This window comes from Dyadobacter sp. HNCC25DJ186, from assembly GCF_056895235.1.
Genome location: NZ_JBXHAS010000002.1, coordinates 734,711 through 747,421, shown reverse-complemented (window position 1 = coordinate 747,421; position 12,711 = coordinate 734,711). Strand labels below are relative to the sequence as shown.

At 41.4% G+C, this 12,711-nt stretch carries 9 protein-coding genes; 1 reads left to right on the top strand and 8 read right to left on the bottom strand.

From position 1 onward, the window contains the following. Window positions 1-70: 70 nt before the first annotated feature. The 4 genes from AC1XUO_RS08110 to AC1XUO_RS08095 all read right to left on the bottom strand — a co-directional run bounded on the left by AC1XUO_RS08110 (window position 71) and on the right by AC1XUO_RS08095 (window position 6,316). Window positions 71-1,138: an HU domain-containing protein gene (locus AC1XUO_RS08110; RefSeq protein ID WP_483329264.1), complete on the bottom strand. Its 1,068-nt coding sequence runs from the start codon at window positions 1,136-1,138 to the stop codon at window positions 71-73. A gap of 30 nt (window positions 1,139-1,168) precedes the next feature. Further along, the gene (locus tag AC1XUO_RS08105) at window positions 1,169-2,839 is read right to left on the bottom strand and encodes a TonB-dependent receptor (RefSeq protein WP_483329263.1); all 1,671 of its coding nucleotides are present in this window, start codon (window positions 2,837-2,839) and stop codon (window positions 1,169-1,171) included. Between the two features lie 38 nt (window positions 2,840-2,877). Further along, complete coding sequence (locus AC1XUO_RS08100) at window positions 2,878-5,895, bottom strand: tetratricopeptide repeat protein (RefSeq protein WP_483329262.1); 3,018 nt, start codon at window positions 5,893-5,895, stop codon at window positions 2,878-2,880. A gap of 169 nt (window positions 5,896-6,064) precedes the next feature. Further along, a complete protein-coding gene (locus AC1XUO_RS08095) occupies window positions 6,065-6,316 on the bottom strand; it encodes a hypothetical protein (RefSeq protein WP_483329261.1) in 252 nt (83 codons plus the stop codon). 42 nt (window positions 6,317-6,358) lie between these two features. Between AC1XUO_RS08095 and AC1XUO_RS08090 the strand changes: the two genes are divergently transcribed. Further along, complete coding sequence (locus AC1XUO_RS08090; protein ID WP_483329260.1) at window positions 6,359-7,390, top strand: tetratricopeptide repeat protein; 1,032 nt, start codon at window positions 6,359-6,361, stop codon at window positions 7,388-7,390. A gap of 10 nt (window positions 7,391-7,400) precedes the next feature. On the opposite strand, the gene menD is transcribed toward AC1XUO_RS08090, so the two are convergent. The 4 genes from menD to rpsO all read right to left on the bottom strand — a co-directional run bounded on the left by menD (window position 7,401) and on the right by rpsO (window position 12,693). After that, window positions 7,401-9,122 (bottom strand): 2-succinyl-5-enolpyruvyl-6-hydroxy-3-cyclohexene-1-carboxylic-acid synthase, encoded by a 1,722-nt coding sequence (gene menD / locus AC1XUO_RS08085; RefSeq protein ID WP_483329259.1) that lies wholly within the window; start codon window positions 9,120-9,122, stop codon window positions 7,401-7,403. A gap of 102 nt (window positions 9,123-9,224) precedes the next feature. Beyond that, a complete protein-coding gene (locus tag AC1XUO_RS08080; RefSeq protein ID WP_015810559.1) occupies window positions 9,225-10,088 on the bottom strand; it encodes a sigma-70 family RNA polymerase sigma factor in 864 nt (287 codons plus the stop codon). Between the two features lie 68 nt (window positions 10,089-10,156). Further along, complete coding sequence (pnp, locus tag AC1XUO_RS08075; protein WP_483329258.1) at window positions 10,157-12,292, bottom strand: polyribonucleotide nucleotidyltransferase; 2,136 nt, start codon at window positions 12,290-12,292, stop codon at window positions 10,157-10,159. A 125-nt stretch (window positions 12,293-12,417) separates the two neighbouring features. Then, the gene (gene rpsO / locus AC1XUO_RS08070; protein ID WP_090335674.1) at window positions 12,418-12,693 is read right to left on the bottom strand and encodes a 30S ribosomal protein S15; all 276 of its coding nucleotides are present in this window, start codon (window positions 12,691-12,693) and stop codon (window positions 12,418-12,420) included. Window positions 12,694-12,711: the final 18 nt, after the last annotated feature.

Sequence of the window (12,711 nt, the reverse complement as noted above, 5' to 3'; positions counted from 1 at the left end):
TGTCATTTTCGTATAATAACAAAAGAAGGAGCCTTTTCGGGGCTCCTTCTTTTGTTATTGCTGATCTATTTTATCTGCTTTTATAAACCCATCCTTCACCGCCGATCACTTTTTTCAGCTTAGCATTTGCCTTGTAGGCGTCACTTTCATTTTCAAAACCACCCACAGAAACCTTAAACTTTTTGCTGTATTTGTCGGCGTCGATAATCAGAGCTTCTGCGTAACCTTTTTCTTTCAGATCCTTCAAAAGAACGTTCGCCTGTTTGCTTCCTTTAAAAGTTCCTGCGATCAAATAAAACCGTTTAGAGGTAGAAACAACTGGATCAACGGCAGGTTCAACTTTAACATCTGCGGTTTCAATTGCAACAGCTTCGATCTTCTCTACAGGGCCTTCCTTCACAATCGGATCAATAGTTGCCTTTTTAGTTACATAAACGACTTTACGTTCAGCAACTCTTGCCGGCTTTTTCATTTCCCTCTCTGAAGATGAATTACTGATTTTTTCAAACAGGCTTGTAAACGGGTTTAATGTGCTCCTATTTTCTCCGTTTCCGGAAACAAAGAACAAACTGAAATAACACATGATACCTGCAATCATGGCAGCAGATGCCCATCCTATCCAGTTTACCTTGAATGTTTTAGCTTCATTTTCTTCCAGTACTTCAATGTGTTCTTCATGAAGATCCACAACCGGCATCGCAATTACAGAAGCTTTTTTCTCCACCATTTTCGCTGGTGTACTTTTGAATCCGTACCATTCATTTTTGAAACATTTGTCGGTATTAGGTTCAAAAACCAGTTTTCCTTCTCCGTTTGTGCTGAACTCGCCTACTCCTTCAATGGTTGCATGCTCCGTCGACTTTAACGAAGTTCGTAGCTGCTCTGTATAGTTCCTGACATGTGCCACTGCATCCGTGTGTGCCACCTGCTCATGACGTGAAATATAATTGGCAAGTAAACCATCATCCAGTTTAAGGAACTCGTTAAATGCCAACCTCTTATTAGGAGGAGAGAACACACCTGTCTCCGCATTAAAAGATGCCTGAGCCTGGTGTGACAGAAGCGCCCCAAAGCCTGGAATGATTACGAACTCGTAGTCACTTACCAATTTTCTAATAACAGTTTCAACAGCTATCATGAAGTGTTTTTTGTGATGAACGAAGCGAAGTTAAAAAGAAAATGATAATCCTCCAACAAAGTTCAAACCCTGCTGCGGGTAATACTGGTAACGCTGGTACTCTTTCCCCAGTAGGTTGTTGATACCCACAAAGGCAGAGAAGTTCCTGGTTAACAGATAGTCAATCTTCAAATTTAAGTCTGCAATGGCAGGTAATTTTTTAACTTCTCCGGTCTGGAAATCTTTTGCTTTTATTCCTTTTAAAAGGTAAAAATCGGCAGTCACGAATAATTTCTTGCTAATGGTCAGCGCGTTAAACCAGTTTAACGTAAGATCCGGACGGTGCCAGGCTTCTTCGACAGAACCCATTGCATAATCGTAGAAATTTGCTTTCAACGAACTTTTGAACACGTCGTTAAGCGTATAACCTGCTTGTCCTGAAATATTTAACACCTTTGTTTTCTGTGGATCGTAGATGATGGAAAATCGCGAAACATCCACCAAAGAGTTGTTAAAATTGTAGAAATTACGGTACTGAGTGTAAGAAACTTTACCCTCGTAGTTAAATCCACCTGCCACTTCACCTTTCACACCAGCAAAAATATCGGAGGTCTTTTCAGTATTCACAATCAACACATTAGACCCAAGCCATTGATTTTCCGCCAGCATGCTCTTTAACGTATTACGGACTACATCACCATTCCAGCCTGCAAAAACGTGAACACCACTGATTGGGTTTACGTCAATATTCAATACAGGATATGCTTTGGTTTTATTTATATTTAATTGATTATCCGTCTCGTTCACGGCATTCACTCCGGCAGTAACTGTAAAGATATCCGAAGTATATTTGAACGTAGGTTTAACACGGTACAAATTCCGGTTATACGTTAAAGCGTCGACACGTTGTGAGATAAAGGCACCGGCTTCCAGCTGCGCATAAAACGATTCCGAGATTGGAACAGATGCCTTCAACGTTGTACCCCAGTCAAGCTCAGATGCATCGTAGCGATCAGAAAGCGTATTCAAACTTGTTTTGACTGAATAATCCACGGCAACCGACGGATCCGTATTTTCAAATCCAAGGTTAAACCCAAACTGATTGATCGTTTGTCTTATACTGTCCCGGTTTACTACAAAACCCTCCGGCTGGGGTCTGTAACCGTAGAAATAATAATTTTTACGGTCATATTCCAGCGAGCCGTCCACTTTGTAAGTGCTCATGATATATTTTCCGCCAACCTGAATATTGGTGGCGGCATTCGCTGAGTTTTTGCCATCAACTGGTCCGTTACCTGCGGATAAGTGTTTCACCTGGCCCGTAAAAACAAGATCGTCACCACGACGTCCGCTTACAAAACCTTCACCAAGAAAACGCCCGTAATTACCTGCACCTAATTTAATATAGTTGTTCAACACATCAGGTTGCTCCTGACGCGCCTTTTCGTCCGAAGATGCAGCGACGGTTGGTGTTAATTTTGGAGAAGCAATGTTAATGTTTGGATCAATGATCTGATAATTAACCTTTTTCTCGTTAGTCGTTCCTGGAATGGGCTGCACTTTATCAAAAAGCCGGTTTGCAGGGGCAAATTCAATGCTTTTTTCCTTAACGATTTCGTAGGTCTGACTTTCAATCTCTCCTCTTTGGGCAAAAGCCATGTTAGAAGAAAAACCTAATGTCAATAAAAATATGGATGTTCGGATTGTTCTTGAATGCGTCATAAGAAATATTTTTTGCTGTTTGCTTCGACAGGAATTTATCATTTTTGTTTTTCAAACTGAGCCAGTTTCGCTTTCGCAAGGGTCACTGCTTCCTGATCATCTGAGTTTTCAATAATGGAGGTAAGGGTCGCTTTTGCTTGTCCAACTTCTTTCAAGCCCATGTAAGCATCGGCAAGCAGAATGAACGAACGAACCCGCCAATAATCAAAACCTTCAAAAGTTTTGCTCATATCCAGAATTGCTGTCTCAGCCTCTTTGTATTTCTTATTTTTCACTAAAATGGTAGCCACCATATAGTTCGCTTCTGCTCCGTATTCATCCTTTGATGTGCTCGCCAGTTTTTTAAACTCTTCCGAAGCTTTCGTCAGATCACCTTTTTCGTATGGGACTTTACCTAAATAGAGCTGTGCCTTGCCTAAACCTCCAGGAATTACATTACCGGCGTTCACAACTTCCTTTGCATAATACAAGGTCGAGTCATAACTTTTTAGGTTATAGTACGTGTCCATCAAGCCAATCCAAGCCTGCGTCTGTTCTTTTTTGTTTTCCGAATTTCTTAAAAGTACTCTGAAATTGGTAACAGCATTGTTGAAATTACCACGGCCGATTTCCAGTTCAGCGGAACGTTGTGCAGAAGCGGCCACGTAGGTCGAGCGGTTTTCCTGAACTACTTTGCCGTAGTATTGCAAGGCTTCCGCAACATTTCCGGTTTTGTCGTAGGAGGCCGCAATGAAATAGCGCGCATCATACTGGTGCTTGCTTGAAGGGTAGCTTTTCAGGAATTCTAATAATGCCTGTTTTGCATTTTCGTATTTCTCGGCATAATAAAGATTACGAACGTTGTCAAATTCAACTTCTTCCAGTTTGTCGTTTCCTGGGTTATTTTTTCTAACCACGCCAAGTACCTGGGTGAATTCTTCCGGACGGCCAACCGCTGTGTAACTTTCCTGGATACCTTCCAATGCACTGCTTGCAGACGGAGAATCAGGATATTCAGAAAGGATTTTTCGGAAATCGACAATTGCCTGCTCATAAACCTGCAAGTTGTAATACGACTGCGCGCGACGCAACAAGGCAGCAGGGATAAGGTAACTTTTAGGTTTCTCATTGATCATGCGGGTGTAACCCTTAACCGCAGCAGAATAACCACCATTTTTAAAATCAATATCCGCTATCTGGAAATAAGCGTCATCAAGATAACGGGAGCCTGGATATTGGCTGATCAGCTGTTCAAACTGGCGACGGGCGTCCTGTTCCTTGTTCATGTAAACATAAGCGCGAGCCTTTTGAAATAACGCGTAATCCTTATCAATTTTTCCTTTGGCAGAAACCTTGTCGTAAACGCTGATGGCTTCATTGTAATTTTTTGCAGCCAGATAACAGTCGGCCAGACGTACGTGGGCATCTTCAATGATGCTCGCCTCCATCCCTTCCGTATTGCTTACGAAATCTTTGAAGTATCCAAGTGCCTGGCTGTATTTCTTCTGATTATAATAAAAATAACCTAGCGCATACAAACTCTTTCTTGCATAAATACCGGCCTTTGGATTTTTTGACAACTGCGTATAAATGGAAACCGCGTCGTCCATTTTCTTCAAACCGGTATTGGATTCCGCTTTGTAAAAAGTGGCAGCAAGAAATATACTTTCATCAACAGGGAATTTGATCGACTTGTTGAAAAGTGCTAATGCCTGTTCGAAGCGCTCCTGATTAAACTCAACTACACCTTGGTTAAATGTTAAACGCTGGTAAGTGGTGTTGATCTTCGTATTCCTTTTTGACAAACCCTCTATGTAAGTGATAGCACCCAGATTGTTGCTGGCTCCGGAGTATGCTTCCGCAACTAATTCCGACGCTTCTTCCTGATGTTTGCTATTTGGATATTTGGCAAGAAAGGCATTGAATTCTTTTATGGCGTCATTATTGTTGCCAAGATCCAATTGTACTTTTGCGTGATTGTAGGTAGCTTCTTCCTTAACAACCGGGTTGAAGTCTAACCGTGCTGCGTTGTCCAGTGAGGTTAAAGCATAACTTAAATTAGATGTCTTTAAGTAACTGATTCCTAATAGATATGAGGCGTACTGCGATACAGAATCTTTCCCCGGTGCAACTCCCTTAAGTGTGGAAATTGTTCCCTCAAAGTTGTTTGTACGAAATAAAGAGTGGCCATAATGCAAAGCAACAGATGGAGGTACTGCTCCTGCCTTCATTTTATTATACCGCTCATAGGCCTTTACAGCCGCAGCGTAGTCCCCTTTTTCATAGTACACTTCTGCTACATATAATGCAACTTCGGCAATTTTCGTTCCACCTCGTTTCTGTGCAAGAATTTTCTCACCATAGGTCAGCAACTTGTCGTACTGTTTAAGCTGATACAGAGACGATATGATCCAGTTTGGAGCTTCTTCTTTGTAGTAAGGATGGTTTTCTACCTGCAAAAAATCCTGGTAGGCTTCTTCGAAGTTATTCTTCTGATAATTGATAACGCCGGCATAAAATGCGGCATCACCAGAATTGGCAAACGATGGATCCTGTTTTACCTGATTAAAAAGCGGTAATGCTGCGTCAAGTTGCTTGGTATTATAATAGGCCATGGCCAGCTGATAAGTGCTTTCCATCTTTTTAGCGCCACTACCTGGCAACTTGGTAGCTTTCTCCAAATAAGTAATTGCCTTATCATATTGACCGGCTTCATAGTAGTAACGGCCCAGATCCCCGTAAATTTGTTGCGCCTTGGGATGTTCAGCATGATTCCGCACAAAACGATCTACCTGCACTTCTGCCTCCGGGTAATTTAAATAAAGTCCTGTGACTGCTACATAGTATTCTGCCGTTACTTTGTTATAATCACTGGTACTTAAAAGTTTGTCATTTACATTTAAATATTCGCCAAACTCCTGTCTCGCAGCGACATAATTAGATTTTTCATAATATTCAAGGCCGTTGCGAAAGTGGGCTTCGGGCTCTGTGTAACTTAATGTACTCTGAGCATTTACCGAAAGCGAACCTACGCACAAGCCTAAACCGAGCGCATACGTGCTATGTTTTAAAAGCATAGGGGTTAGTTTTGTGGATTTCTGAGGTGACTTAATCTGTTTATTCATATAATAATGTAAAGACAATATTTCGTGGCTGTTACCTGCTGATATTATTGGATAGTTAACGCTAACGGCCTTCAAACCGTATAATCTGCTTTTAAATGATGATATACTTTTGTGGCAATGTTTAGAAAATAATGTCGTTACGCTTCAGTGTCTCATCAAAATCGCCCTGCATCGATTCAAATCTTGCTAAGACTTTGGTCAAAAACGTAACATCCATACATTTCTCGATTTCTTCAATATTTGTTATCTCGTATTCATCGATTTTGTAAGTTTGCTCGAACATGCCAGCTTCAATTTTTATAATGTACTTATTATTCCACTGGTAAATACTAATCTTGAATTGTTGATGGGGAATATCTTTTATATATCGCATAAGAAAAAAAATTTCTGCAAAAGTAATCAATTGAAAATTGGGATGAATTCATTGCTAAAACATAGTTTACTAATTTACGTAGTGCTAATATTTTTATCGTGCAGCAGTCAGGACAAAAAAGATGCTGCTGATTTTTTTCTTAAAGCGAATGTAGCACTAAAACAAAATAATTATACCGAGGCAATCCGACTTTACGACGAGGCCATCGCCAAAAATCCGGAATTTCCCGATGCCTATCTGAACAAAGGTATCGCGTTGATGAAAATCGGGAAAATAAATGATGCCCGTGAGGTTTTGTCAGAAGCAATCAAGCTGGATGCTACACTTGTACAGGCAAATCTCGTGAGAGCCGAATCTGCCCTTCGCCTGGGTGATTTTAATGCTGCGGAAGAGGATCTGAAAAAAATAAACAAAGAGTACGCCGACTCATCGAAGTATTTTCTGACACATGGAAATCTGATGGACGCGACAAGCCGAACCTCGGAGGCGTTATCCGATTTTGACAAAGCAATATTACTGGATTCAAAAAATGTTGAAGCTTACGTAAATCGGGGTGCGGTTTATTATAAACTTCGCTCCTATGCTTTGGCAAAAAAAGATTTTGAATATGCTATAAAACTTAATCCTGCGCAGCCCGAGGCGCTCAACAATCTGGGGTTAATTGCGACAAATGACAAGGTCTGGAAAGAAGCTATTTTCTATTTTGACAGGATATTAAGTACTAATCCCGCTGACCCGCTAGCGTTGAATAATAAAGGTTATGTATTGATTCAGACAAATGCTTTGGAAGAGGCAAAAAAACTGATAGAGCGAGCCCTTGATGCGCAACCTGAGAATGGTTACGCCCTGCGTAATTTGGGCTTGTACTATCAAAAAAACAACGAGCCTGAAAAGGCATTGAATGAAATGAATAAGGCCATAGAGCTTGCAGAACCTGTGGATTTGCTCTATGGCTTTACTGGCCGTCTTTATTTTACGTTAAATAATAAGGCAAAAGCCTGCGAAACCTGGAGAAAAGGCGTGGTCCTAAAAGATTCAATAGCAATCGACGAACTGGCAAAAAACTGCAAATAATTTACCGATTTTACCATTCAGCTGCGATATGATTTTTGAAGTCTTTCCAGGCTTTTGCATTTTTAACCGGATCCGTGAATATTTCCAAAAGACTTATTGTATTACTTGCTAAGAACTCCTTCCATACCACCCTGAACGAGTCAAAATCACTTGCTTCAAAGTATGCAATTTTTGAGTCTTCGGAAGTTCTCTTCGCAGTAAATGGGTGCCGAGTTTCGAAATAACTTTCAAGTTCCGGAAGATTGGCCGGGCCATCTATCATTCTAAAAATATTACCACCGCTATTATTAAGGACGATAATCTTTAAGTTCTCTGGGAGAGGCTGAATTAGTAGCCCATTTCTGTCGTAAAGGAATGCAACATCACCTACAAGTAGAAAAACCGGTTTCTCAGTAATTGACGCCGCTCCAAGCGCTGTACTCACGCATCCATCAATCCCACTTGTGCCTCGATTGGCGAAAATTTCAAGGTGTTTGACGGCTTCTCCCAAGGAATTAACATACCGGATTGGCATACTGTTTGCTACGTGAAGTTGCGATGCGACGGGCAACGCATTAACCACCATATTAACACCTGTTAAATCATTTAACGATGTTAGATTATTCAGGTATTGGGTCGATAATCTTTTAGATTTACGATTTAGCGAATTCCAGTTCTCCTGAAACGATGCATCGTTGTCTGAATCCTCTCCTTGGACAAAATGCTGGTAATCAAGTTTTTCAAATAGATTTTCGAAGAAGTATTCAGCTGAAACAGGAATTTGCTGCGTTACTGAGAAAAATGTATCAACCAAATGCCCATCTTCGCTGACGTGCCAGTGTCGGACAGCAGGGTTGTTTTGCAGAAATTGTTTCAATGACTTCGAAATGAAGGATAAGCCATAGGTAATCAGCAATTCCGGCCTTAATCTATCACTGTTAGAAATTGGTAAAAACAGATCATGGTAGGTGATGAATTCCTCGCAGCCTGACTGATTAGAAATACTATCTCCTAAAACTGGCACACCAAGCTCCTGAGCTATTTTAGTGAGTGAATCATTCAGTTTTTCACTGTATTTGTACTGCCCACCGGCTATTAAAATATTGTCAAAACTGTCCCACTCATTCAGAAGCTCATGCCATGTTTCCGTAGATAAGGTTGCCTGCGATTCTGTCTTTTTTACAATTCTCACTTCTGATGACACAGCGACATTTTCTCCTGTTGACGGATAAAATGGCTCCCGGATTGGGATATTGATATGGACCGGACCAGGGGGTATCGACCGGGTACAAATTACTGCTTCATTAGCGGATCTGTTGATCATCCAACGCGCATCCTTATGGGAATAATCAGCAGGAAGTGTGTAAGATTTCTTGACATGTTTTCCATAGATTTCCGACTGATAAATGGTCTGCCCGTCCAATTGATGAATCCATTCGGACGGCCGGTCGGCAGTTAATATCAGTAAAGGAATTTGCTGAAAAAATGCTTCGGCGATGGCTGGGGCATAGTTATAAGCTGCGCTTCCTGAGGTGCAGATCAAAACCACAGGAATTTCAAGCTGCTGGGCCATTCCCAGGGCTATAAAACCCGCAGATCGCTCATCCATGACGACAGTCTTTTTGAACCCGTCATGACGTGCAAATGCGAGCGTTAATGCTGCGCTTCTGGATCCCGGAGATATGACCACGTGCCGTATACCGTGGGCATAACAGATTTCGGCGAGATCGATTAAGGGCTGTAATATTGCCATATTGTTTGGATACAAAAATAGCCTCAGAAGAGGCCATTTTAATTTCGATAGAAATAGGGATTGTCAATGTCTGATCATCCCGTTTTTCAATATTATAATTACTTATCCTAAATAAGTTTTCAAAGCTTTGCTTCTTGATACATGACGTAATCTGCGGATAGCCTTTTCTTTGATCTGACGCACGCGTTCCCGTGTAAGGTTGAACTTCTCCCCAATCTCCTCCAAAGTCATCGCATGTTCCCCATTTAAGCCAAAGTAAAGAGCGATTACATCCGCTTCTCTCTGCGTAAGTGTGCAAAGGGCACGCTGTACTTCTTTACGCAATGATTCGTTAACCAAACCAGAATCAGGCTTGTCTTCCAAATCATTTTCAAGCACATCAAGAAGACTGTTTTCTTCTCCCTGAACGAACGGCGCATCCATAGATACGTGACGTCCCGAGATTTTCATCGTGTCAACAACTTCCGAAGAAGAAATTTCAAGCACCTCTGCAAGTTCTTCCGGAGATGGCTCACGTTCAAAACGTTGTTCCAGCTCAGAAAAAGTCTTTGATATTTTATTTAAAGAACCAACGCGGTTTAATGGAAGACGTACAATACGTGATTGCTCAGCAAGCGCCTGAAGAATTGACTGACGAATCCACCATACAGCGTAAGATATAAATTTAAAACCACGTGTTTCATCAAAACGTTGCGCTGCCTTAATCAAACCCAGATTTCCTTCATTGATTAAATCACCCAAAGAAAGGCCCTGATTTTGATATTGTTTCGCAACAGAAACAACAAAACGTAAGTTCGCCTTTGTTAATCTTTCCAACGCAAGTTGGTCACCGTCCCGTATCTTTTGAGCTAACGTCACTTCCTCATCCGGCGTCAACAAATCTACCTTTCCGATCTCCTGCAAGTATTTATCTAACGACTGACTTTCACGGTTGGTGATCTGCTTACTGATCTTTAGCTGTCTCATCTAAATTCAAATATTAATATGTATAAATAACGACATTTACAAATGCCCTTGTTGATGAAAACACAATTTTATGCGTTTTTGTTCTCTGGTTTTGGAAGTAACACTTTGCGTGACAGACGATACTTGCCTGTTTTCTTATCAACCTCTACCAATTTCACCTGCACTTCCTCTCCTACTTCAAGAACACCATCCATATTTTCGATACGTTCCCACTTAATCTCCGAAATGTGAAGCAATCCGTCTTTACCAGGTAAGAACTCAACGAACGCGCCAAACGGCATGATTGACTTCACTTTTCCTGAATAAACTTCACCAATCTCCGGCACAAGAATAATTCCCTTGATACGAGAAACTGCTTTATCCATGGAAGTCTTGTCTGCCGAGAATATACTTACATAACCCGCACCATCTTTTTCCTCAATTGACACTGTAGCACCAGATTCTTTCTGAATATCCTGAACAACTTTACCCCCAGGCCCGATAACTGCTCCAATCATCTCACGGTCAATTTTGATTATGACGGCGCGAGGCGTGTGAGGTTTCAGGTCAGGACGATGTTCTTTAATCGTTTTGTTCATTTCACCCAAAATATGCAGACGGCCAGCCTTTGCTTGCAAAAGTGCTTCTGACAATACTTCAAACGAAAGTCCATTCACTTTAATATCCATCTGGCAAGCTGTGATACCTTTTTCAGTACCTGTTACCTTGAAATCCATATCACCTAAGTGATCCTCATCTCCAAGAATATCAGAAAGTACTGCATATTGACCCGTTTTTTCATCCGAGATCAATCCCATCGCAATTCCTGACACAGGCGCTTTGATTTTCAAACCAGCGTCCATAAGCGCAAGAGAACCTGCACAAACCGTTGCCATGGATGAAGAACCGTTCGATTCCAGAATATCTGAAACGATACGGATTGTGTATGGATTATCCTCTGCCGCAGGCAAAACTTTTTTCAAAGCACGAAGGGCAAGATTACCATGACCCACCTCACGGCGTCCCGGTCCACGGTTAGGTTTCACTTCACCAGTAGAAAAACCAGGGAAGTTATAATGAAGCAAGAATTTACTGTATCCGTATTTCAACGGCGTATCAATAATCTGCTCGTCATTTTTTGTACCTAACGTAACTGTTGTCAGCGATTGAGTTTCTCCACGTGTGAATAGTGCAGATCCATGTGCGTTTGGCAAAAAGTCAATTTCAGAAGCGATTGGACGAACTTCATCCAATGCACGTCCGTCAAGACGTTTTCTTTCGTCAAGTACCAAACGACGGGATGCGTCATATTCCAGATCGTGGAAATAACGTTTCACAAGCGAGATACTAACTTCTTCTTCCTCTCCGATTGTTTCAAGGAATTCAGCCAAAACTGCCTTTGCAGCTTCTTTACGAACATTTTTATTTTTAGAACCCAACTGGGCTACTGCATAAACTTTGTCATAGCAAAATTCACGAACGCGAGCTTCAAGCGCTTCGTCCTGAACGTCACCGATGTACTCACGCTTCACGATGTTTCCAACAGCAGCTTCGAATTCTTTAACTGCAAGGCACTGTTGTTTGATCACTTCATGCGCAAATTTCAAAGCTTCGATTACTTCCTCTTCCGAAACTTCGTTCATTTCGCCTTCAACCATTGTGATATCCTGGTAAGTTGCACCTACCAAAAGTTCCAATGTAGCATTTTCCAAAACCGAAGTACCCGGATTTATTACAAGTTGTCCGTCAATTTTAGCAACACGCACTTCTGAAACAGGACCGCCGAAAGGAATGTCAGAAGCAGCAATTGCAGCCGAAGCAGCAAGAGCAGCCAATGCATCCGGCAAAGCCTCTTCATCTGCTGACATCAACATGATGTTCACCTGAATTTCTGCGTGATAATCATCCGGAAAAAGCGGACGAAGAACACGGTCAACCAAACGGCTAACCAATACTTCGTGATCAGAAAGTTTCCCTTCACGACGCATAAAACTTCCTGGTATTCTACCAGCCGAAGCAAATTTCTCCTGGTAATCTACTGAAAGAGGTAAAAAGTCAATTCCTTCTCTGATATCTTTATTGGCAACAACAGTAGCTAGCAGCATGGTATTACCCATACGCACCACAACCGATCCGTCTGCTTGTTTTGCTAATTTCCCTGTTTCAATTGTAATTTCTCTACCATCAGGCAATGGTATCGTTTTGGTCACTATGTTAAATAGCATAGAATATGTAATGTTTGGGTAGCTGTGAAAACGTCACCAGAACGCTTTCTTTATGAAAATTCCTTCTAAAAATCCCGCAAAAAATCAGGGAACTTACGATGCTGCAAGTTCCCTGATCTAATAAATTACTTACGGATGTTCAATTCCGCGATAATAGCACGGTAACGAGTAATGTCGTTTTTGTAAAGATAATCCAATAATCTTCTGCGCTTTCCTACCATTTTAAGTAGCCCCAGACGAGTATCGTTATCTTTTTTGTGCGTTTTTAAGTGCTCGTTCAAATAATTGATACGGTACGTAAATAAAGCAATTTGTGATTCGGCTGATCCAGTGTCTCCGCCTTCTTTCTTAAAACCTTTGGTTTCGAAGATCTCTCTCTTCTTTTCCGTAGTTAAATACATGATTGTAACAACAGATTA

Bases quoted from the DNA above. Each gene is read 5' to 3' on its own strand.
- AC1XUO_RS08110 (WP_483329264.1), bottom strand. From the start codon at position 1,138: ATGATAGCTGTTGAAACTGTTATTAGAAAATTGGTAAGTGACTACGAG.
- AC1XUO_RS08105 (WP_483329263.1), bottom strand. From the start codon at position 2,839: ATGACGCATTCAAGAACAATCCGAACATCCATATTTTTATTGACATTA.
- AC1XUO_RS08100 (WP_483329262.1), bottom strand. From the start codon at position 5,895: ATGCTTTTAAAACATAGCACGTATGCGCTCGGTTTAGGCTTGTGCGTA.
- AC1XUO_RS08095 (WP_483329261.1), bottom strand. From the start codon at position 6,316: ATGCGATATATAAAAGATATTCCCCATCAACAATTCAAGATTAGTATT.
- AC1XUO_RS08090 (WP_483329260.1), top strand. From the start codon at position 6,359: ATGAATTCATTGCTAAAACATAGTTTACTAATTTACGTAGTGCTAATA.
- menD (WP_483329259.1), bottom strand. From the start codon at position 9,122: ATGGCAATATTACAGCCCTTAATCGATCTCGCCGAAATCTGTTATGCC.
- AC1XUO_RS08080 (WP_015810559.1), bottom strand. From the start codon at position 10,088: ATGAGACAGCTAAAGATCAGTAAGCAGATCACCAACCGTGAAAGTCAG.
- pnp (WP_483329258.1), bottom strand. From the start codon at position 12,292: ATGCTATTTAACATAGTGACCAAAACGATACCATTGCCTGATGGTAGA.
- rpsO (WP_090335674.1), bottom strand. From the start codon at position 12,693: ATGTATTTAACTACGGAAAAGAAGAGAGAGATCTTCGAAACCAAAGGT.